Annotated in this window: 21 protein-coding genes; 7 read left to right on the top strand and 14 right to left on the bottom strand. The window is 33.5% G+C overall.

The window, feature by feature from the left end:
- Window positions 1-26 precede the first annotated feature (26 nt).
- The gene (locus ABD730_RS12440; RefSeq protein ID WP_344715071.1) at window positions 27-713 is read left to right on the top strand and encodes a peptidoglycan DD-metalloendopeptidase family protein; all 687 of its coding nucleotides are present in this window, start codon (window positions 27-29) and stop codon (window positions 711-713) included.
- Here the strand turns inward: ABD730_RS12440 and ABD730_RS12435 are convergent.
- The 14 genes from ABD730_RS12435 to ABD730_RS12370 form a co-directional block, all read right to left on the bottom strand.
- Window positions 710-1,990, bottom strand: coding sequence for an APC family permease (locus ABD730_RS12435; protein WP_344715069.1), 1,281 nt, complete (start codon window positions 1,988-1,990; stop codon window positions 710-712). The two genes, ABD730_RS12440 and ABD730_RS12435, sit on opposite strands and share 4 nt — an antisense overlap.
- A gap of 98 nt (window positions 1,991-2,088) precedes the next feature.
- A complete protein-coding gene (locus ABD730_RS12430) occupies window positions 2,089-2,496 on the bottom strand; it encodes a hypothetical protein (protein ID WP_115817482.1) in 408 nt (135 codons plus the stop codon).
- 83 nt (window positions 2,497-2,579) lie between these two features.
- Entirely contained in the window at window positions 2,580-3,326 is a 747-nt protein-coding gene (locus ABD730_RS12425) for a class I SAM-dependent methyltransferase (protein ID WP_344715064.1), read from the bottom strand.
- 282 nt (window positions 3,327-3,608) lie between these two features.
- Window positions 3,609-4,544 (bottom strand): RluA family pseudouridine synthase, encoded by a 936-nt coding sequence (locus ABD730_RS12420; protein ID WP_344715062.1) that lies wholly within the window; start codon window positions 4,542-4,544, stop codon window positions 3,609-3,611.
- The gene (locus ABD730_RS12415) at window positions 4,531-5,067 is read right to left on the bottom strand and encodes a hypothetical protein (RefSeq protein WP_344715059.1); all 537 of its coding nucleotides are present in this window, start codon (window positions 5,065-5,067) and stop codon (window positions 4,531-4,533) included. The genes ABD730_RS12420 and ABD730_RS12415 overlap by 14 nt, the downstream gene beginning before the upstream one ends.
- Before the next feature lie 222 nt (window positions 5,068-5,289).
- Window positions 5,290-5,667, bottom strand: a complete 378-nt coding sequence (locus ABD730_RS12410; RefSeq protein ID WP_334470089.1) for a cupin domain-containing protein — start codon at window positions 5,665-5,667, stop codon at window positions 5,290-5,292.
- 412 nt (window positions 5,668-6,079) lie between these two features.
- Window positions 6,080-6,643 (bottom strand): hypothetical protein, encoded by a 564-nt coding sequence (locus ABD730_RS12405; protein WP_344715056.1) that lies wholly within the window; start codon window positions 6,641-6,643, stop codon window positions 6,080-6,082.
- Between the two features lie 74 nt (window positions 6,644-6,717).
- Complete coding sequence (locus ABD730_RS12400; RefSeq protein ID WP_344715054.1) at window positions 6,718-7,398, bottom strand: hypothetical protein; 681 nt, start codon at window positions 7,396-7,398, stop codon at window positions 6,718-6,720.
- Window positions 7,399-7,674: 276 nt separating this feature from the next.
- Entirely contained in the window at window positions 7,675-11,028 is a 3,354-nt protein-coding gene (gene secA / locus ABD730_RS12395) for a preprotein translocase subunit SecA (protein ID WP_344715052.1), read from the bottom strand.
- 225 nt (window positions 11,029-11,253) lie between these two features.
- Window positions 11,254-11,475 (bottom strand): DUF2795 domain-containing protein, encoded by a 222-nt coding sequence (locus tag ABD730_RS12390; protein ID WP_008272287.1) that lies wholly within the window; start codon window positions 11,473-11,475, stop codon window positions 11,254-11,256.
- A gap of 254 nt (window positions 11,476-11,729) precedes the next feature.
- Entirely contained in the window at window positions 11,730-12,305 is a 576-nt protein-coding gene (locus ABD730_RS12385; protein WP_334470120.1) for a cob(I)yrinic acid a,c-diamide adenosyltransferase, read from the bottom strand.
- A gap of 298 nt (window positions 12,306-12,603) precedes the next feature.
- Window positions 12,604-13,293, bottom strand: coding sequence for an ABC transporter ATP-binding protein (locus ABD730_RS12380; RefSeq protein WP_334470122.1), 690 nt, complete (start codon window positions 13,291-13,293; stop codon window positions 12,604-12,606).
- Between the two features lie 89 nt (window positions 13,294-13,382).
- On the bottom strand, window positions 13,383-14,153 hold the full coding sequence (locus tag ABD730_RS12375) for an O-methyltransferase (protein WP_344714981.1): 771 nt from the start codon (window positions 14,151-14,153) through the stop codon (window positions 13,383-13,385).
- A gap of 50 nt (window positions 14,154-14,203) precedes the next feature.
- Entirely contained in the window at window positions 14,204-16,066 is a 1,863-nt protein-coding gene (locus tag ABD730_RS12370; protein WP_334470127.1) for an ABC-F family ATP-binding cassette domain-containing protein, read from the bottom strand.
- 102 nt (window positions 16,067-16,168) lie between these two features.
- On the opposite strand from ABD730_RS12370, the gene ABD730_RS12365 reads away from it, so the two are divergent.
- The 6 genes from ABD730_RS12365 (at window position 16,169) to ABD730_RS12340 (ending at window position 23,399) form a co-directional block, all read left to right on the top strand.
- The gene (locus ABD730_RS12365; protein WP_344714978.1) at window positions 16,169-16,969 is read left to right on the top strand and encodes a polysaccharide biosynthesis/export family protein; all 801 of its coding nucleotides are present in this window, start codon (window positions 16,169-16,171) and stop codon (window positions 16,967-16,969) included.
- A gap of 10 nt (window positions 16,970-16,979) precedes the next feature.
- Window positions 16,980-19,451: a polysaccharide biosynthesis tyrosine autokinase gene (locus ABD730_RS12360; protein ID WP_344714976.1), complete on the top strand. Its 2,472-nt coding sequence runs from the start codon at window positions 16,980-16,982 to the stop codon at window positions 19,449-19,451.
- Between the two features lie 22 nt (window positions 19,452-19,473).
- Window positions 19,474-20,064, top strand: a complete 591-nt coding sequence (locus ABD730_RS12355; protein ID WP_344714974.1) for a sugar transferase — start codon at window positions 19,474-19,476, stop codon at window positions 20,062-20,064.
- Window positions 20,061-21,356 carry a nucleotide sugar dehydrogenase gene (locus ABD730_RS12350; RefSeq protein WP_344714972.1) on the top strand — a complete coding sequence of 432 codons (1,296 nt, stop codon included), beginning with the start codon at window positions 20,061-20,063 and terminating at the stop codon, window positions 21,354-21,356. The genes ABD730_RS12355 and ABD730_RS12350 overlap by 4 nt, the downstream gene beginning before the upstream one ends.
- Window positions 21,356-22,333, top strand: coding sequence for an SDR family oxidoreductase (locus tag ABD730_RS12345; RefSeq protein WP_344714970.1), 978 nt, complete (start codon window positions 21,356-21,358; stop codon window positions 22,331-22,333). The genes ABD730_RS12350 and ABD730_RS12345 overlap by 1 nt, the downstream gene beginning before the upstream one ends.
- 121 nt (window positions 22,334-22,454) lie before the next feature.
- Window positions 22,455-23,399 (top strand): NAD-dependent epimerase/dehydratase family protein, encoded by a 945-nt coding sequence (locus ABD730_RS12340; RefSeq protein WP_344714968.1) that lies wholly within the window; start codon window positions 22,455-22,457, stop codon window positions 23,397-23,399.
- The last annotated feature ends 37 nt before the right edge of the window (window positions 23,400-23,436 follow it).

Raw genomic sequence — 23,436 nt, 5'->3', positions numbered from 1 at the left:
CCTATTTTTATGGAAATTTTGTTTTTATGCTATTTTCTTCTTTTGAAAGTTTCTTACAGTCCCTTGACGTCCATCCTTTAGTGGATCCTTCAATACCAAAAGCATTATATATGCCTTTAGATTTATCCGTTGATAATTCAGAATTAAAGGCTGTTAATGTTTCTAATTCTAAGGATTTAGAAAAATTCATCTGGAATCATATAAACACCAACAATGCCAAAATCGCTTATGGAGGTTACCTAGAAAAACGAGCGATTTACCAACGTAGTAATTATTTTAATCAAACAAATTCTGACACGGAACGTAACATTCATTTAGGATTGGATCTTTGGATAGAAGCCGAAACTCCAATTTTTGCGCCTTTATCAGGAACCATTCATAGTTTTAAAAACAATACCAATTATGGTGATTACGGACCAACTATTGTTTTGAAACATCACATTGAAGAATTTGAATTTTATACACTCTATGGTCATCTTAGTTTAGAATCTATTGAGGATTTAGACGTTGGAGTAGAAGTGACCCAAGGAGACCAAATCGCAACACTTGGAACGGCAGAGATCAATGGTGATTATCCTCCGCATTTACATTTTCAAATTATAAAGGATATCCAAGAATGTAAAGGAGATTATCCTGGAGTGAGTAGTTTGTTAGATTTAGAATTTTATAAAGAGAATTGTCCTGATCCTAATTTACTATTGAAGCTATATTAAGCTTTCTTTTCAGAAGTTTTATACATCCATTCCGCAATAAAGCATAAAGCAATAATTGCCCCAGAAACGAGCACACCTGTAAGGTTGGATTTGTACTGTTGATTAATTAATGTCACCAAAGCTAATACGCAAAGCGTACAACCCACTAACGGAATTATTTTATTACTACTCGTGTCTTTAGCGGTTTTAAAACCCACAAAATTAACGATGCCAAAAATGAGTATAAACCCAACACTTCCGGCAGTGGATATACTTTCTAAATCTAAAATATTCACTAAAATTAATGTCGCAATCGCTGTGACAAGTAAACCAATGGGTTGATTCCATAGTTTAGATGTAAAGTGATGTGGTAATTCATCATCTTCGGCAATTTCAAAATTAACACGACTGCCTCCATACAACGATGCATTAATGGCAGAAAATGTAGAAATTAAAGCCGCAATGGTAATGATAGTAAATCCAATTTTTCCTAACATGGGTTTTGCCGCTTCTGCTAAAACATAATCTTCGGCTTTTGCTATTTTATCAAAAGGAAGTGAGCCTACAGTTACAATGGCAATGATTATATATAGAATTATTACAAAAATTACGGAGTAATAATACGCACGTGGAATATTTTTTTTAGGATTTACAATATCTGGAGCTGCGTTGGCAATTAATTCAAAACCTTCATAAGCCACAAAAATCACCATACCTGCTGCAAATAATTGTACAGGTGTTTCCCAATTAGAAATTGCCAATTGTGACATATTGGGATTCCCAATAAGACCATAAGCACCAATTCCAATAAAACCAATTAAAATAATCAGTTTTATAATCACCGCGTAAGATTCTATTTTTCCAACAATAGTAATACTGTAGTAATTTATCGCAGTAGCCAGAATAATAATGGCACTAGCATAAATATGAAATTCAATGGTTTTGTTTTGTGTTAGTTCTAATAAGTTAGGTGCATAAGATCCAAAAGCAGAAGCGTACAACGAGAGCATAATGATATAACTTACCCAAAGTAAATTATTAATGGCTCCACTAAAAATTGAAACACCAAAGCCTTGATTGATAAATTTAACAGTGCCGCCTCTGTCAGGATATTTTAGGGATAGTTTTACATAACTATACGATGTAATTAATGCCAATAGACCTGCAAATAAAAAAGCGATTGGAGTTCCTCCATGTGCTATGGAAACGGCTAAACCAAGTACAGCGAAGATACCTCCACCAACCATGCCTCCAATACCAATTGAAATTGCATCCCTTAAACTTATTTTGCCTGCCACTTAATAACTTAGTTTATGCGTTTATCCTTATTGATTTATAGTGCTATGATTGAGCATTATAATAATTATTACAATCCGTCAATAACAAAATTGCTTAACTAAGTTTTCTGTATTTGTTTTTGAGCCAGCGTTTTCCCGATTAAGAAGCCAGCTATAGCTAGCAATCCATCAGAAAGTGAAAACCATAATTCTTTTGGTAGCATAATAATATTGAAGATGGTTGCTGCTAGCATAAGTATACCTACAATATAAGAAGGGATCATGCTTTGTTTAGAAATTTTAGCAGCAACAAACATACCAGCTATAATACCTGCAAAATGACCAATAACAACAAATATCTTAGAACCCATAGGGATTTTATCCATATTGTTTGTTATCCATTCCATATCCATAGGGTTTGCACCTTCTGGTAATGGAAATAAATTATGTCCTATAAATGATTCAAAAATGTAAACAGTTAGAGATGCGACAATAAACCCAATTATGGTTGCTAAAACGTTTTTCATAAACCGACTTGATTAGTTAGAGGGTTTAAGGTAATAAAAAATGTTAAAAACCAATCTGATTTTACGTTTTTAGTTGTGTTATGCTATTTTTTACACACCACATAAAGAATACCTTTACGTTTACCTGTATTTTTTGAAAACTGATTGGCATTTTTAACTTCTTCAATAGAAAAACCTATGTCTTCTAGTAACGACGTTATTTCTGCGCGTTTTACCCAATAGGTTTTGGGTTGGTTTTTATGAAACAGTTTCCAATTAATGTCATTATTTATTTTTAGCCAAGGAAGATGACGACTAGACTGTTCTTCGTTTCGCAGTTTTCTTAATACATTTACGAAAGAACTTAAAGCAGGATTATATATTTTAGATTCATAATCTAAAAACGAAAACATAGCAATAGCATCCTTTTTAGCAACACGATAAGCTTCCTTTAGTGCATTAGTAAACAAATCTTTTTTATCTATAAAGCACAGTACTTGTTGCAGATACACTAAATAGTCAAAGGAATTACTTTCATAATTTTCTAAAACAGCAGCATCAGAGATACTAAAATTAATATTAGAGTCATTGGTGCTCGCTCGTTTTTTGGCGTGCGCTATCATATTAGGTACCACATCAAATGCAGAAATATTATTAAATCCTTTTTCTTCAATATAAAAAGAAAGTCTTCCGCCTCCTGTTCCGGCTTCTAATACATGTTTAGAAGTGTCAGTGATGTATTTTTTTAATAAATAATCTTCAGATTTATTCAGATTTTGTTGGTTGGCCCATAATTCAAATACTTCATTTGAATAGCGCTCAGCGTTTAAGTTTTGTACGTTGGCTGTCATTTGTTTTCCCCATTTTTATTATTGACATATGTCAATTAGTTGATTTATAGCTTTTTAAAAATAGGAAATATTAAACATTAAAAAAATTTAGTTTTTTTTAAGTTATTAACAATCAGTGTTTGAGGTGGGTTTTTGATGTGTTCAACCTTGTTTTTTGCATTTAATCTTAATTAACGAAGGTTAAACGCAAAAGAACTAACGTTTTGTAAATCTATGTATTAAGTTTTTTTATGAAATAAGCATACTTATAGAGCGCATTAAAATAGACAAGATGGTTTTATCTCAGTAATGGAGACTAGTATTATTAGCCATAATTTCTGCTATTTTAGAAGGAAACAATTTTTTAAAGCGTTTAGGGAAATCATCTTTTAAATGCATTGTTTCATTTGTAAAAGGATGATTAAAACTTAAAGAATAAGCGTGTAAGTACAAGCCTTTGCCTTTCAAAATTAAATCTGCAATACCATAGTCTTTATCTCCAAGTATGGGATGGTTAATGCTATAAAGGTGTTTGCGCAACTGATGTCGTCTGCCTGTCAATGGTTTTAGACGTACTAGATTTAGTGTGCCAAATCTTTTAGACGCTACAGATTCTAAGACTTTATAATGAGACTGTGACGGTTTATCATCAATGTTAGATGTAATTGTACCTTCTGCTTCCATATCTCCAATAGTCACAGCATAGTAGGTTTTATGAACGGTTTTAGCTTCAAAAAGTTGGTTTAAAGCTCTAATGCTTGAGCTTGTTTTTCCTACTAATAAAATTCCCGTAGTTGCAAAATCTAAGCGATGCACTGGCTGAGGTCTTGCAGCATCATAACGTGTACTTCGCTTTACATTTTGGGCTAAGGCATTAGCCATGGTTTTAAACGTATTACCACTCACCAAAATACCAGCAGGTTTGTGTAGTGCTGCTAAATAATCATCTTCAAACAACACTGTGAGCGGAAAAATGAGTGTGTGAGTTGGGTTTATATCTTTCGGAATAGAAATGGTGATGTGTTCACCTCCATTTATGAGAGTTGCCGAAGTCGCTATGTGCTCATTAACCGTTATGTGGTTTTTCTTAAGTACTTTCTTTAATGCTGACTTCGTTAATGCAGACTTAAAAAGACCAACACTATATTCTTGTAATCGAATTGGGTGTGGTAAACTAGGCGCAATATGTGTTTCGGTTAGGTTGATAGTGTCTTTAATTTCACGTTTAATTGATGCCATTTGGTGCTAAATAATTACCATCATAACGTCCAGTAATTACTTGTCCATCGGTTCTAGTAAAAGTAAACGTAAAAACAATATTATATGCGGTGAAATTAGTAATAGTTACAGAGCCAGATTGTGCAAAGACATCAGAATCTGGATCATTGTTAGACAGAAGTATGGTACCAGGATTAAATTCGCTATCTACAATAGATCCATTAATTGAAATGGCGTAATTTTCAATGTTATTATAAGTGGTATTCTGTATGCTTTCAGTACCTAAGTCAAAATACACATAGGCAATATCGTCTAGATCTACATTGCTAGTGATTTGCGAACTCGTTTTGTTAAACAAACGAATTCCAAGGCTGTTAGCATTATTGTCGTTGTTAATTATGGCAGAAGTTAAAGGGTAGCTTATATTACTATATATAAATTCATTTGTGTCTTCTGGTGCAATGCTGGTATTTTCTTCAGGAGAACAGGCGCTAATAGTAATAGCAAGTAATAGTGTGATAAGGTAAGGTAGTCTGGGTTTCATAATTATTTTATTTTCAAATTCATAAGTAGGTATTAGAAGTAAATATATAATAAAAAAATGATGTGCTATATTGAGCGTGTTTTTACGTCTTAAGTTTTCTAATAGATTTTGATAAAAAAACAATTACAAATAATAGGCTTTCATCGTTTATTGATCATATAGTCTACTTCTTATTGATAATAAACTTTTAATGGCTATGTAATGTATTGTAAGACGGTTTTATTAGCCACCTAATTCAGCCATCTTTTTTCCAACGTGTGTCATGACGTCATTAAATTCTTTGGAAGGGCTGAACTCAATTAGCTTTACATCTTCTTGAACTATTGCTGTGTGTCCGTTTGGTAGATAATAAACATCACCATCAGAAAGTATTTCTTCTTTTCCGTCGTCATATTTTACAAGTAGTTTTCCGCTCAACACATAACCCCAATGCGGACAGTGGCAACTATTATTATCTAATCCATTAAGTAAGGGGGTGAAATCCGTTCCTTTAGGTAATTCGTTAAAACATACAGTCATTCCTCCAAAGTTATCTTGGGTTCGCATTACAGTTCCTGGGCCTTCCATTGCAATTGGAATACTTTTTTTGTTGATTTTCATATCTATTGGTTTTAATGGTTTCTCAATCTTACGTTTAATTTGGTGCTGATATCTGTGTTTATCTGTTTGGTTATTAGTGTGTTGTGGGTCTGTAAGTTAGTGAATAAAAACCAAATAGAAAATTCACGAGGATTTTGGTAAGCAGGTAGGTAACGCTATATGATGTGTGTTGTTATTAAAGATCTATTAAGAGTTTTGGTGATGTTTAGATCTAATTTGCTCCTGTTGTAACCTGATAGAATGGTGCTATAAGTTTGTTATAAGCATGCTATAACCACGCTATAACCTGTATTTTGGGATTTGCGTTTTTTGCATGAAAATGTAGGGCGTTTTGGTATAACACTATTTTGATTTGAAGTGTTGTAGTATGGAATTGGATTTCGGATTTAGAACCGTATGTTGTTAGAAAATCTTATTTTTTCAATGGAATTGTGATTCCTAGAGCTATCGCTCCAACATATTGCTCAACGGATGGTTGGTCGTAATAGGAAAATCCTAAATCGACATTATTGTTTTTTCCCAATTCCAAACCGAATGCAATAGGGAGGTGAAAGATCATACCGCCTTTGTCAATATTATCCAAGGGTGTGAGGGTTTCAAATTTACCGATGGACGTTCCGATTCCTAGTTCAAGATAGGGTGCTACCCAAGGAATTGGAGCTCTAAGTCTTGCTTTTCCTCCAAGTAAAAAGGCTTTTGACTCCGCTATTTCATCGGTAGGATTATTGTTTAAATCTTTACCATTTGAACTCGTTAAAATTAGACCAGCATAAGGTCTTAATTCAAACCAAGAACGGACTTTTAGAACGAGTTCTCCTTGTAATAAAAGACCACGATCAGCTACATCATCCATGCTATTATAAGGTACGCTAATGCCGTATCCGATTATGGCATTTATTGATTTTTCCTTTACAAACTGTGCGCTTACGATGTTTGAGGTAAGAACTACGATTATTACGATCAAGATTTTTTTCATAATGTGTGGTTAGGTTTTAGTGTATGGATGGTTAGAAGTAAGGGTTTGTAGCCATACGAGTCTAACTTTGCGTTTTACTTATTATCGTCTGCTAAGGGTGAAATCATAATATGTGCACGGTGTGTACCAGGATTCATAATCCAAGGATGGTTAGATGCTACTGGTGCTTCTGGTAAACCGGTAGATGCTGCAGTAGCCCACGGTAAATACACCACGTAACGTAATTTGGCGTCGTCTACTTTTGCTGTTTCTGGATCGTACTCGGCTTTTGGTCCGGAATAGATATGTAATGTTGCACCGGTAGGAATTGTAAATTTACCAGCCTTCATTTCTTCTTCTCGGATATCAAAAATGTCTTGGTGTTTTTTGCCTTCGGCTTTTAAGGCGCGTCCTCTTGCCATAAATGGTTCTAAATCTTTGTGATAGCATGCTGCACTGAACCCGTTCTTTTTAGGATCATCGGCAAGAACAATAAATTCATTATCTCCTTCTTTTAGCGTTACAAATTCACCTGCCATATTATATCCAATTACTTTACAATTTGCTCTGCTGGCTTCAGGTGCAGCCATTAATGCGGTTGCGATTAAGGCTTCGTCAGAATCTATAGCGGTAAAGTTGTTATTAGTTTCGGTAGGTGTTGGTTTTGTTGTGGTTTCTGTTGTCTCTGAATTTTGAATGGTGGTATTTGTTTTGTCTGAAGAATTGCAGGAGATTAAGAGTCCTGTGAAAATTAATGCCGTGATGATGTGTTTCATGTTGGATTTTTAGATTGTTAGATTTTTAGACTGTTAGATTTTTAGATCGCTAGATTATTGGATTGAATTGTTGTTTTTAAAGTTACTAAAATCTGATGAGAATTGGGAATTTGAGTCAATTATGATTCTGTATTTTGAAGCGTTTTGATACAAAATTTTCAGAACAACGAAAATTTCACTCGAAGTACCGCTGTATTCATCATAAAAAAATCCTGATGGGTTGCATCAGGATTTTTAATTCTATAAATAAGATTTCTGCTTCCGCAGGAATTGGTGTTATTCAACAAGAACCCATTCTCCTTTTTCAATTAAAGGAATGGCTTGTTTGTATTTTACCTCTTTTGCTTCACCGCTCATCACATGCTTAATGGTTACTTTATCATTACGACCAATTTTAGGTTGTTCTCTAACAATAGTTTCTACCACTTGTTGTTGGCGAGATGTACCTTCACCAGCTTGTCTGCTTTGTGAAGAACGCTCATCTAAATTTTGAATCTCGTCTTTTTGAGTTTCTAATTTTTCTTGTTTACGTTGTTTTGCTTCTTGAATGGTGTTAGCTGTTTCTTGTGGAATTTCACCTTTAAATAAGAAGGAAATCACATCTTTATTAACTTGGTCAATCATAGCTTTAAACAGCTCAAAAGATTCAAATTTATAAATTAATAAAGGATCCTTTTGCTCGTGAACGGCTAACTGTACAGATTGCTTAAGTTCATCCATTTTACGTAAATGTACTTTCCAAGCATCATCAACAATGGCTAATGTAATGTTCTTTTCAAAGTCATTAATTAACTGTGTCCCTTTGGTTTCGTATGCTTTTTCTAAGTCGGTAACCACTTGTAAGTTTTTAACACCATCTGTAAAAGGCACAACGATACGTTTAAACTTATCGCGTTGCGTGTTGTATACATTTTCAATTACAGGAAATGCTAAATCAGCAGCACGTTGCATTTTTTCTCTGTAGTGTTTAAAAGCAGCTTTATAAATAGTTCCAGCGATATCAGTGGCATTCATTTTTCCGAATTCAGCTTCAGAAATAGGAGATTCCATAGAGAAATAACGAATCAATTCGAATTCAAAATTCTTAAAATCGTTAGCATTTTTATTAGTTTCAGCGATACCTTCAGACGTGTCAAAAATCATGTTTGCTAAATCGACTCTTAATCGTTCACCATGTAAGGCATTACGACGACGCTTGTAAATCACTTCACGTTGCGCATTCATAACATCATCATATTCTAATAAACGCTTACGCACTCCAAAGTTATTCTCTTCCACTTTTTTCTGTGCACGCTCAATAGATTTAGAAATCATACTATGTTGTATCACTTCTCCTTCTTTTAAGCCCATTCTGTCCATCATCTTAGCGATACGTTCAGAACCAAATAAACGCATTAGGTTATCTTCTAAAGACACATAGAACTGTGAACTTCCTGGATCTCCTTGACGACCAGCTCTACCACGTAACTGTCTGTCTACACGACGCGAATCGTGACGCTCAGTACCTACAATAGCTAAACCTCCGGCTTTTTTAACTTCTTCGCTTAACTTAATATCGGTACCACGACCAGCCATATTGGTAGCAATGGTTACTTGTCCTGCATTACCCGCTTGTGCTACAATTTCAGCTTCTTTTTTATGTTGTTTCGCGTTTAAGACGTTATGCTCAATTTTACGAATACTTAACATTTTACCTAAAAGCTCAGAAATTTCAACGTTAGTTGTACCAATAAGAACAGGACGACCTGCATTTGCTAGTTTTACAACTTCATCAATAACGGCATTGTATTTTTCACGTTTCGTTTTGTATACTAAATCGTCTCTATCATCTCTAGCGATTGGTCTGTTTGTTGGAATTTCTACAACATCTAATTTGTAAATTTCCCAAAGTTCGCCTGCTTCTGTAACTGCAGTACCTGTCATACCAGACAGTTTACGATACATTCTAAAGTAATTTTGAAGCGTTACTGTTGCAAAAGTTTGCGTAGCAGCCTCAATCTTTACATTTTCTTTAGCTTCAATCGCTTGGTGCAGTCCGTCTGAATAACGACGACCATCCATAATACGACCTGTTTGCTCATCGACAATCATAACTTTGTTGTCCATAACAACATATTGATTGTCTTTTTCAAATAAAGCGTAAGCTTTTAAAAGTTGGTTTAAGGTATGGATACGTTCTGATTTAATACCGAAGTCTCTAAATAAATCTTCTTTAAGGCTTGCTTCTTCTTCAGAAGATAAGCCCATGGCTTCGATCTTAGCAATTTCTGTACCCATTTCTGGCATTACAAAGAAATCAGGATCATCTTTACCAGATAAGAACTCGACTCCTTTATCTGATAACTCAACTTGATTATTTTTTTCATCAATCACATAATAGAGTTCTGCATCTACTTTAGGCATTTCTCTATTATTATCTTGCATGTAGAAGTTTTCCGTTTTTTGAAGTAATTGCTTAATTCCTTCTTCACTTAAGTATTTAATTAAGGCTTTGTTTTTAGGGATACCTCTGTAAGCTCTTAATAATAAGAAACCACCTTCTTTAGTATCTCCTGCTGCAATTAATTTCTTTGCTTCGGCTAAAACACCAACTAAGTATTTACGTTGAACTTCTTCTATTTGTTGTACTTTAGGTTTTAGAGCATCAAATTCGTGTTCTTCTCCTCGAGGTACAGGGCCTGAAATAATTAATGGTGTACGTGCATCATCGACTAATACTGAATCGACCTCATCGACAATAGCATAATGATGCGGACGTTGTACTAAATCGTCTGGCGAATGTGCCATGTTATCACGTAAGTAATCAAAGCCAAATTCATTATTAGTTCCGTAAGTAATATCTGCGTTGTATGCTTTACGACGTGCATCAGAGTTGGGTTGGTGGTAATCAATACAATCAATACTCATTCCATGAAACTGGAATATTGGTGCCATCCACGCGCTATCACGTTTTGCTAAGTAATCGTTAACCGTTACTAAGTGTACTCCTTTACCTGCTAAAGCATTTAAATATACCGGAAGCGTAGCTACAAGCGTTTTACCTTCACCAGTTTGCATCTCGGCAATTTTACCTTGGTGCATAGCAATACCACCAATAAGCTGAACATCGTAGTGAATCATGTCCCAAGTAATTGGCTTACCTGCAGCATCCCAAGAATTCGCCCAAATGGCTTGATCGCCTTCTAAAGTTACATAATCGTGACTACCAGAAATTTCACGGTCAAAAGCATTTGCCGTCACTGGAATCTGTGTATTATGAACAAAACGTTTAGCTGTTTCTTTAACGACAGCAAATGCTTCAGGAAGAATATCGTTTAAGACTTCTTCTGTTACATCGTATATTTGGTCGTCTATTTTATCGACTTCCAAATAGATGTCTTCGCGCTCGTCAATATCTTCAGTGACTTGCGCTTTTTCTAAAAGTTCGTCTTTTTTTGTTTGAAGAGGTTTTCTAGCTTCAGCAATTATGGCTTTAAATTCAGCTGTTTTAGCCCTCAGTTCATCGTGTGATAAAGCCTCTAAAGCTTTTTCGAAAGTTTTTATTTTTTCAACAATAGGTTTAATTGAACTTACGTCTTGTTTGGATTTGTCTCCAACAAAAACTTTAAGTACTTTATCTAAAAATGTCATATTATAATATTTGTAACGGATTGATTGGTGTCAATCTTTTTTTGTTAATTTCAGTTCGTTTGTTTTAAACACGCCTATAGTCTCCTAGTGGAGACAGTGGTTAGTTGTGAGTTTTACAATTTCCGGTTTAGTTTTAATTTTTAGGAATTAAAAAAACCAACCGAAAATAAAAAAAGTCTCTCAGTTATAATAACGCAAGAGACTTTTTTGTGATAATTTTATATGTTAATATTCATCCTCATTCCAGAGGTAATCTTCGTCAGTAGGATAATCTGGCCAAATTTCTTCAATAGAGTCGTAAGAATCGCCTTCGTCTTCTATCGCTTGTAAATTTTCAACAACTTCTAAAGGTGCTCCTGTTCTAATTGCGTAGTCAATAAGCTCGTCTTTGGTCGCTGGCCAAGGTGCATCACTTAAATAAGATGCTAATTCTAATGTCCAATACATAATTGCGTTGTGATTTTATTTTTTGCAAAAATAATTTTTTAGTTGAACAATCCAAGAAAAAATTGCATTAATTAGCTCTTAGCTTATATAAATTAATTTATCGGTCTCGCTGAACATTTATATTTATGTGGTTTGAATAATTCAAATGGCACTTATAAATGTTTCATCAGTAATAAAAGAACGTATAATCTTCAACTTTTGGTTTCGGATTAGCTATTGTGATTTGTAATCCTATTCTGATTTTGATAAATAAGTTATGATTCTTTATTAGGAATCCATTTTATCTCTTCAGCTTGTAAGTCATGTGACAACTTCCGTGCCAACACAAAAAGGTAGTCAGATAGTCTATTAATATACATCAATGTTTCAGGTTGAAACGGTTCTAAATCATTGAGGTGTGAGGCCAAACGCTCAGCTCTACGGCACACTGTGCGTGCTATGTGACAGAATGACACGGTTTGATGTCCACCTGGTAAAACAAAATGCGTCATTGGAGGAAGGCTGTCTTCCATAAGGTCCATTTCTTTTTCTAATTTCTCAATGTCTTCGGTTGCTATTTTCGGAATATTTAAGCGAGCCTTACCGTTTTTTAGAGTTGCTTTTTCTGGATCTGTGGCTAAAATAGCCCCAACTGTAAATAACCGATCTTGAATATGCATTAATGTGTTTTTATACAATTGGTCAATGTCTTGGTCTCTGATTAAACCAATGTGCGAATTGAGCTCATCAATGGTGCCGTAACTTTCTATTCTTATATGATGTTTAGGAACGCGTGTCCCACCGAAAAGTGCGGTTGTTCCTTTGTCTCCTGTTTTTGTATATACTTTCATGTAAACAAAGTTAAGAGTTATGTGTTAAATGCTGAGAAATATGAGTTAAAAATTATATGTTTTATTTATAAAGTGTAAAGTTTTGAGATTTGAGGATGAAGAGTGAAGGAAATAGAATAAAGAGGATAGATCCGAGAGTTGTGAGTTGTTGGTGATTGGTCGATAGGAAAGAGACAGGATGCAAGAATCAAGATTATAGAGAATAGAGTTTTTGGTTTGAAATGACGAATTTGGGCTAAAGGCTAAGAGTAACTCCTTACTGAGCACTGCCTACTGAGCACTGCTTACTGAACACTGCCTACTGATTAAACGTATCACTCTCAATAACACCATCTCGTAAACGAATAACACGTTTAGCATGTGCTGCAATGTCTTCTTCGTGAGTTACCATGATTACTGTATTACCAGCAGCGTGAATTTCATCGAAAAGTGCCATGATTTCAGTACCTGTTTTAGAATCTAGGTTACCCGTTGGCTCATCTGCTAAGATAATAGAAGGTTTGTTAACTAAAGCTCTGCCAACAGCGACACGCTGTCGTTGTCCTCCGGAAAGCTGGTTAGGTTTGTGGTCCATTCGGTCTGCTAAACCAACATCTGTAAGTACTTCTGTAGCGCGTTTTATACGTTCCTTTTTTGAAGCTCCTGCGTATACCATAGGTAAAGCTACATTATCTAAAGCTGTTGTTCTTGGTAGTAAGTTAAAGGTTTGAAATACAAAGCCTATTTCGGTGTTTCTAATATCGGCAAGTTCGTCATCTGACATTTGACTCACATCATTCCCGTTTAAGTTGTATGAACCAGCAGTTGGTGTATCTAGGCAACCTAATAAATTCATTAGTGTAGATTTACCGGATCCAGAAGGTCCCATTATGGCTACATATTCGCCACGCTTTATGTCTAAATCAATACCTTTTAGTACATGAACAACTTCTTGTCCTAATTTAAAATCTCTAATGATGTTTCTAATTTCGATGACGTTGCCACTCATATATAAAAGATATTATTACTTAAATCTTCTGCAAGATAAAGGAATTTAAAAATCGGTTCATTACATAAGACGTTAAAGTTGTAGACTTGTTACAATCTAATTTTAAAATGTTCTTCTGCTTGTTCTTTTCTAAAGAAAACAAACCCCATATGGAAGCAATCTACAGTGACCGTTACAGCGTTGTGGTTTTTTATGTAATCCCAGGCTTCAGTCATGCCTTTAGACCAATAAATATCATCAAAAACAAAAACAGAATCATTATGAGTTTTTGGTATTAAAGCTTCAAAATATTGAATGGTAGCTTCTTTATTATGATGCCCATCGAAGAAGATAAAATCGAAGTTGCTATCGTTTAAAACAGGGATTTTGTCAATGAAATTTCCAATTTTAAATTCAACATTATCAATGCCCTGTTTTTTTAGCATAGATTGAGCGAAATTAGATGTATTTGAGCAGCCCTCAATTGTAATTATTTGCGAAGTATTATTTGCTAATGCTATAGCATAAGTTCCCATGCCTAAAGACGTTCCTAATTCTAAAACTTTTTTAAAACCGAAATACTTAGAAAGTCTAAATAATAACCGAGCATCTTTTTTAGAACTACTAGAGGTTTTTGCCATATCGCTAACCTTTCGTTGCTTGGCATCTAAGGTTTTTGAACCTGCACCTAAGTCTGTGATATTAAGAGTTGTATTAGAGTTCTTTAAATCCTTTTTATAATGTTTGAGTTTTGTATAGGCTTCATAACTAGTTTTGTCATAAAGGCATTTGGTTACAAAGCTATAGACAAAAGGGGAGTGGACTCCATGTTGATTGGTAGCTTTTGAAAGGAATTGTATATATGCTTTTATTTGGTACACGTTTTAGATTTCCGAGTTTTAGAATTTCTTTACCACTTGTAGATTTGTTATTAACCTTCCAATTTTTCGGCTAATTCAAACCAACGCATTTCTTTTTCTTCAATGGTATCAATAATTACTTGTAATTTTTCGGAAAGTTTACTGATTTGATCTTGGGTTAATTCAGGGTTAAGGAATTGGGCTTCTAATTCTGTTTTATCTAATTCTAAGGCTCTAATTTTAGACGTTAAATTTTTGTATTCTTTTTGTTCGTTGTAGTCTAGTTTGTTTGCTTCATTTTGCTTTTCAGCTTTTGTATTATCAACTTTTTCTACCGTTTCAATTTGCTTTGGTTGGCTGCTGTCATAAGCTCTAAAATCGGAATAATTACCAGGGAAATCATCAACAACACCTTCACCTCTAAACACAAACATATGATCTACAATTTTGTCCATAAAGTAACGGTCGTGAGACACCACTAATAATACACCCGGAAAATCCATTAGGAAATCTTCAAGGACATTGAGAGTTACAATATCTAGATCGTTGGTAGGCTCATCTAAAATTAACACATTTGGATTCTGAATTAAAACAGTACATAAGTACAGTCGTTTTTGTTCGCCACCACTAAGTTTCTCTACAAAATCCCATTGTTTTTTTCTGTCGAATAAAAAACGTTCTAATAATTGTTGAGCACTAATCTGTCTGCCTTTAGATAGTGGGATGTATTCCCCAAATTCTTTAATGACATCAATGACTTTTTGATTAGGTTTTGCTTTTATTCCTCCTTGAGTATAATAGCCAATTTTAACAGTTTCTCCAATAACTACTTTACCGGCATCTGGTTGTAAACTCTGTGTTAAAAGGTTTAGGAATGTCGATTTTCCTGTTCCGTTTTTTCCAATAATGCCTATGCGTTCCCCTTTTTTGAAAGTGTATTCAAAATCTTTTAATATAGTCTTATTTTTAAACGCTTTAGATACTTTATGAAATTCTATAATTTTACTTCCAAGGCGTTCCATGTGAATTTCTAATTGCACTTGGTGGTCATTACGACGTTGGTGTGCTTTAGATTTTATTTCATGGAAATCGTCAATTCTACTTTTTGATTTTGTGGTACGTGCTTTGGGTTGACGACGCATCCAATCTAATTCTTTTTTGAAGAGCTGTTTGGCTTTGCCAACTTCAGTGGCTTGGTTTTCTATTCGGGCTTCTTTTTTCTCTAAATAGTAAGAGTAATTTCCTTTATAAGTATGTAATTCGCCATGGTCTAATTCTATAATTTCATTACAGACACGTTCTAGAAAATAACGGTCGTGCGTAACCATGAACAAGGTTTGTTGTGTTTTTGCGAAATAGTCTTCTAACCATTCAATCATTTCTAAATCGAGATGGTTGGTTGGCTCATCAAGAATTAAAATATCCGGTTTGCTTAATAGCGCTTGAGCTAGTGCTAAACGTTTTTTTTGACCACCAGAAAGTGTGCTTACTTTCATAGATAAATCGTCTAGCTTTAATTGCGATAACGTTTGTTGGTATTGGGTTTCAAATTCCCAAGCATTAAATCTATCCATAGCTTCAAAAGCTTTTTGGTAAGCATCAGCATCTTCGGGATTTTTTAAGGCGTGCTCATAGGCTTCAATGATTTTTAAAATGGGGATGTCTGAAGCGAAAATGGTTTCTTCAAGTGTAAGCTTAGGATCTAAATCGGGTTCTTGATCTAAAAAGGCTAATCGTAATCCTTTTCTAATGACGATTTGACCATCGTCTGGAGAATCTTTTCCAGCTAAAATATTGAGAATAGAAGTTTTTCCACTTCCGTTTTTAGCTACAAAAGCAATTTTCTGATCTTTATGAATACTAAATGATAAATCCTTGAAAAGTACAAGCTCTCCAAAAGACTTAGAAATGTTTTCGACGTTGAGGTAATTCAAACTGTTTTTTTTACAAAGAACGGAAATAAACCAAAAAGAATACTAATAGTTTTGATATTACTATTGATACATTATATTTGTCTTTAAAGATTTATTGTACATATGAAGCGTATTAAGCTTTTAATTATTGTGTTGAGTTGTGTTATTGTTTCGTCCTGTATTCCTCATAAGGACACTATTTATTTACAAGACAAAGGGAGTTCAATTAATGATACTATTCCAAATAACTTGAGTGAAGTTCAGAAGCCTTATAGAATTCAGATTAATGATATTCTTAATGTAAAAGTTAAATCTATAGACCAAGAAGCTGTAGCTATTTTGAACCCAAGTGGAGAAGAGAAGTTAAATGCTAGTAGTGCAGAACGTGCTTATTTTGATGGCTTTACTGTAGATGTTCATGGGAATATTAGAATTCCAACTTTAGGCTATATTAATGTTTTGGGTTTTACAACCGAAGAAATTGAAAAGATAATTGAAAAAAAGTTACTCGATGAGCAATTTAAAGAAACTGCAAATATTTTTGTAACTGTTAAATTGGCAGGTTTGCGTTATACAGCAAATGGTGAAGTTGGTTCGCCAGGAAGTAATGTGTTGTTTTCGGAGCGCGTTAACATTTTCGAAGCTATCGCAAATGTTGGAGAAATACCTGTAACTGGGAATAAAAAGGATGTTTTAATTATTAGGCAATACCCTCAAGGTCAAAAAATACATAGTTTAGATTTAACAGATATAAACGTTATGAAATCTCCCTATTATTATATACAGCCTAACGATATAATATATGTAAAACCATTGAAGCAGAAATCAATGGGTACAGGTGAAACAGCTGTTTCTAGTTTAACAACTATAGCGTCTATAGTATCAATATTGGCGACTTCAGTATTGCTTTATTCAAGACTATAATTAATTATATATGAGGGATTACGAAGATATAAGCGAAGGAGATTCACAAGGTGTTGGTTTTGATTTTAAAGGGTTTTTATTTAAAGCACTGAATCTTTGGAAATTAATTTTATTGTGTATTGGTGCAGCTTTACTTGTTGCTTATTTTATTAATGTACGAAAGGAGAGTGTTTATAGGTTAGATTCTTTAATAACTATAGATAACGAACAGAATCCGTTTTTTACGGCTAATACAAGTATTTCATTTAATTGGGGTGGTGTGTCTGGTAAAGTAGGTAGTATTTTAACAGAAATAAAAACAAGAACTCATAATGAATTAGTTATTGATTCATTAGAGTATTATAAATTATATCTCAAACAAGGCAAATACCATCTTATAGATATTTATAAAGATGCTCCGTTTAATGTTATAACAGATAAGTCTAAGCCTCAGGCACTAAATAAGGAAATAGGGATTAAACTTCTGGATGACTTATCTTATGAGATTTTTTATGAGTTTACTGAAAATAAGGTTTTGACTCAAGTATTTGATTCTAAGGAAAAATTGACAACTAGTGTTAGTGTAGGAATGTTTTCTAAGGTATTTAAGTATGGTGAGGTTGTAAATACTCCTTTTTTTAATGGAGTTGTTAATTTAAAGCCAGGTGTGTTGGTGACTAAAGGTGACACATACTTTGTAAAATATTTAAATTTTGACAGTGTTGTAAATCAATATAAAAACAGTATTAATATTGAGCCATACTCTAAACAGTCTTTATCCGTTTTAAGGTTGTCACTTATAGGGAAGAATAAATCTAAAATTGTTGACTTTCTTAATGCAACATCTGCTATTTTGAGTAGAACAGAATTAGAACGAAAAAATCTCTATGCTACAAATACCATAAAGTTTATTGATAGTAGTTTAGGTGCAGTAGATTTAAACCTGAAAGCTGTAACGGATGAAATGAATAGCTTTAGAAAGGATAATAAGGTCTTTAATGTAGAGGTTGAAATAAGTCAGATTTCAGAACAGTTGAAGGCTTACGATCTAGAAAAACTAAATGAGGAATCTAAGTTAGATTATTTAAATACTTTAGAAAATTATTTAAGAACAAAAACAGACTACACTAAAATTGCAGCACCATCATCTGTTGGTATTGAAGAAGGGAATATTTTAACAAGTGTAAGTCGAATTATAGCTCTTTCTGTAGAAAGGCGAAACCTTGAATACTCCACTAAAGAAGGGTCTATACTTTTTGAAGATGTAGATCGCCAACTCGATACTGAGAAAAATGTTTTGTTGGAAACAATTAATGTTACAAAGCAAACTATAGGTGTACAATTAAATACCATAAACAGAAAGATAGCTAATTTAGAATCTAAGCTTATAGGACTTCCTGAGGACCAACAAGAATATCTAAAGATTCAGCGTAAGTTAGATTTGAGTAGGGAAGCTTTTGATATTTATCAAGCTAAAAGAGGTGAAGCTGCAATTGTAAAAGCAGCAAATGTATCTGATATTACTGTCATAGATGAGGCTAAGGATATTGGTGATGCGCCAATTGGACCAAATAAGTCCCTAAATTACATGATGGCTTTAATGATGGGGTTTTTTATTCCTATGTTTTTAATTTTTGTAGTTTATCTGTTAGATAGTACCATTCATGGTTCAGACGAAGTTACAAGGATGTCTAAAATTCCGATTTTAGGATTAATAGGCAAATACCGATACAAAAATAATTTAGTGGCTTATGAAAAGCCAAAATCTGCTGTAGCTGAGTCGTTTAGGGCAATTAGGTCGAGTTTGCAGTTTATTTTTAAAAATTCTGTTTCTGAAACAAAGGCGAATACCTTAATGGTAACATCTTCAGTTAGTGGTGAAGGGAAAACATTTACATCAATTAATATTGCAACGGTTTATGCTCTTTCTGGAAAAAAAACCATTTTATTAGGATTAGATTTACGTAAGCCAAAAATATTTGATGATTTTAGTGTGACAAATGACAAAGGTGTTGTTAATTACCTTATTGGTGATAGTTCTCTAGATGAGGTTATAACCGAGACGCATATTGAAAATTTAAGTATATGTCCTTCAGGTCCAATTCCTCCTAATCCGTCGGAATTACTGATGAGTGATAGAATGAAAGAAATGATTACGGTGCTTAAAGAAGAATATGATATGATTATTTTAGATACTCCACCATTAGGCTTAGTTACAGATGCATTAGAATTAACCCAATATGCTGATGCCACTATTTTTATGGTGAGATTGGATTATACTAAAAAAGGAATGCTGCAACTGGTAAATGCAAAACACCAAACAGGGGAACTTAGAAATGTGAGTTTTGTGCTTAATTTTTATAGACATAAAAACAATCATAATTATGGCTATGGTTATGGCTACGGTTATGGTTATGGCTACGGTGTTTATGGAAATACATATCATGAAAAAGACGATTCTTCACTTCTAAAAAAGATTAAGAATTTCTTAAAAAAGATATAAATCGTTTTAATTATTAAGTATTTTGATCACTAAAACTCAACTTCTAATCAAACGTATTTTTGATTTAGTTTTAGTGCTATTGGTTTTGCCTTTATTAATCATTCCTATTCTTGTACTTATTATTATCGCTGCTATAGATACTAAGGAGTTTGGTGTGTTTTCACAGAAACGTGTGGGGCAACACGGTAAATTATTTAAAATTTATAAAATTAGAACCTTAAAAGAGGGTAAGCATCAATTAGGTCATTTAGATCAGAGTGCTAGTGCTATTGGAAAATACCTAAGACGTACTAAATTAAACGAGTTGCCTCAATTATTTAATGTACTAATAGGTGATATGAGTTTTGTTGGTCCAAGACCTGATTTGCAGGGTTTTGCCGATGAGTTAAAAGGTGAAGATCGAATTATTTTAATGGTAAAACCGGGGATTACTGGTCCAGCCACTTTAAAATATAGGAATGAAGAACGTGTATTAGAGCGTCAAAAAGACCCAGATAACTACAATAGAACGATTATTTGGGTAGATAAAGTGAAAATCAATAAAAAGTATGTTCTTAATTATAGTTTTTACTTAGATTTGGCATTCATTTTAAAATCTACTTTAAACAAATGACACATTCAGAAGATAAGATTGCAATTATAGGATTAGGTTATGTTGGTTTACCTCTTGCCGTAGAGTTTGCAAAGAAATTCTTTGTAGTTGGTTTCGATATTAATAAACAACGCATCAGTGAATTAAATACTGGTTTAGATAAAACATTAGAAGTTGATAACGAGAATTTAAAATCGGTTTTAACTACAGACTTAAACTCTAGTAAAGGTTTATATATTACAGATGACGTTGAGGCATTAGCTGCTACAAATGTATATATTATTACAGTGCCAACTCCAACAGATGCATTAAATAAGCCTGTATTTACACCTTTAATAAAGGCTAGTGAAACTGTAGGTCGTGCGATGTCTAAAAATGATATTGTTATATACGAATCAACGGTTTATCCTGGTGCAACAGAAGATATTTGTGTCCCTATTTTAGCTGAGGTTTCAGGTTTAACTTATAACAAAGATTTTTTTGCTGGTTATTCGCCAGAACGTATAAACCCAGGAGATAAACAACATACTGTAACTAAAATTTTAAAAGTGACTTCTGGTTCTACACCAGAAATAGCTAAGAAAGTTAACGATTTATACTTAAAAGTAATTACAGCAGGTACGCATTTAGCTCCTTCGATAAAAGTAGCTGAAGCGGCTAAAGTTATTGAAAACTCTCAACGAGATATCAATATTGCTTTTGTAAATGAATTGTCTAAAATATTTAGATTACTAGACATTGATACTAAAGCGGTGTTAGAAGCTGCTGGTACGAAATGGAATTTCTTAAAATTCTCACCAGGTTTAGTGGGTGGTCACTGTATTGGAGTAGATCCTTATTATTTGGCACAAAAAGCTATTGAGTCTGGTTATAATCCAGAAATTATTTTAGCTGGTCGTAAGATGAATGACAGTATGGGAAGCTACGTTGCAACCGAAACTGTTAAGATGATGATTAAAAAAGGAGCTACGATTAAAGGATCTAAAGCCCTTGTTTTAGGAACAACTTTCAAAGAAAATTGTCCAGATATCAGAAACTCTAGAGTTATTGATATTATAGAAGAGTTAGAAACATACCACGTAAATGTAGATGTTTATGATCCTTGGGCTTCTAAAGAAGAAGTGAAACATGAGTATGGTTTCGACCTAATTACTGATTTTGGAGATTTAAGTTCAGATTACGATGCTGTTATTTTAGCGGTTTCGCATAATGAGTTCTTAGAATTAGATATTACTAAATTAAAGTCACAAACAGGTGTTGTTTTCGATGTAAAATCATTACTTCCTTTAGACGCCGTAGACGCAAGATTATAATGTATTCAAACCCACATCACACAGTAGACCTATCCGAATTAAGTTTTTTAATCACGGGAGGTGGAGGCTTCATTGGCTCTAACCTAACAGAATACTTATTAAAGTATAATGCTAAAAAAGTAAGAGTTTTAGATAACTTTTCTAATGGGCATCGTGAAAATTTAACTGAGTTTATGGATAATCCTGCCTTTGAACTTATAGAAGGAGATATCAGAGATTTAGAAACCTGTAAAAAAGCAATGGATGGGATTGATTATGTCTCTCATCAAGCAGCTTTAGGTTCTGTGCCTCGCTCTATTAATGATCCAGCAACAACGAATGAAGTTAATATTTCTGGATTTTTAAATATGATGATTGCATTAAAGGATAGTCCTACCGTAAAACGTATGGTCTATGCAGCGTCTAGTTCAACTTATGGAGATAGTAAAGCATTGCCTAAAGTAGAAGATACTATAGGTAAACCTTTGTCTCCTTATGCTGTTACAAAATACGTAAATGAATTGTATGCTGATGTGTTTGGAACAACTTACGATACTGATGTAATTGGCTTAAGATATTTTAATGTATTTGGCCCTAAGCAAAGTCCTAGTGGTGCTTATGCTGCTGTAATTCCATTATTCATGCAGGCGCTTAAAGATAATGAGCCTTCAAAAATTAATGGAGATGGTGAGCAAACAAGAGATTTTACTTTTATAGATAATGTGGTTCAGGCTAATGTAAAAGGATTTTTTGCCTCTAAAGAAGCGAAGAATGAGGTCTTTAATGTAGCTTGTGGTGAGCGTATTACTATAAATTATTTATGGGAATCATTGCGTATTGCAGCAAATTCTGAGTTAAAGGCTGTTTATGGGCCTAATAGACAGGGAGATGTAAGAGATTCTTTAGCTGATATTTCAAAGGCTCAAAATTTATTAGGTTATAAACCAAAATATACTGTAAGAGAAGGTTTAAAAATTACTTGGGATTCTTTTAATTAGAGAAAATTTATCTATAATTGATTTGTTTGTTTAAAATTAATATCTTTATTCCGAGTTAATTAAATAAGGTCTAGTGTATTCCCCTGATATTTCTAAACTTTAATATAAACATTAATTATTAATGACAAATATTTTAGTAACTGGAGGTGCTGGTCAGTTAGGGAGTTCGATTGCTGCTAAACTAGCATTAAAAGAAAATGTAACGGTTGTAATTATAGATAACCTTTCTACTGGAGAAAAATCCAAAATTCCTAAAAAAGAAAATATTAAGTTTATAAAGGCAGATGTCAATGATTATAATGACATTATCTCAATCTTTGCAACTTTTAAATTCGACTATGTCTTTCATTTTGCAGCAGTTGTTGGTGTTGAAAGAACATTAGAAAACCCAATAAATGTCTTACATGATATAGACGGTATAAAGAATATACTGTCATTGTCTAAAAATTCTGGTGTAAAACGTGTTTTTTATTCGAGTTCATCAGAAGTTTATGGGGAGCCTTTTGAAATTCCTCAAAATGAAAATACAACACCTTTAAATTCAAGATTACCTTATGCCATTGTAAAAAATGTTGGTGAGGCATTTCTTAAAGCATATCAAAAGGAAAACGATTTAGATTATACAATTTTTCGTTTTTTTAATACCTATGGGCCTTTTCAGAGTAATGATTTTGTAATGCCTAGATTTTTGAAATTGGCAATGAATAATCAGCCTATTCCAATTTATGGTAATGGAGATCAAACACGTTCATTTTGTTATATTGATGATAATGTAGATACTTGCCTTAAAGCCTTATATGAAGATGCGTATGTTAATGATGTTTTAAATATTGGTAATGGTGATGAAATAAGCATATTACATTTAGCAGAAAAAATTATAGAGCTTACTAATTCAACATCGGAAATCATTTTTCTTCCATCTTTAAAAGAAGGCGATATGACTAGACGATGCCCTGATATAACTAAGATGAAATCCTTACTAGGAAGAGATTTAGTTACTGTAGAAGAAGGGATAATGAAAATGATAAATCACTATAATACTTATACAATTCAAAAGACTTATTAACTTAAGTAATTTTCCTTTCTTATATTCGCAATATTAT

The organism is Winogradskyella damuponensis (assembly GCF_039538385.1).
GTDB classification, from domain to species: domain Bacteria; phylum Bacteroidota; class Bacteroidia; order Flavobacteriales; family Flavobacteriaceae; genus Winogradskyella; species Winogradskyella damuponensis.
Note: the sequence above shows the minus strand (reverse complement) of the source record. Positions and strands in the feature narration are given on the sequence as shown.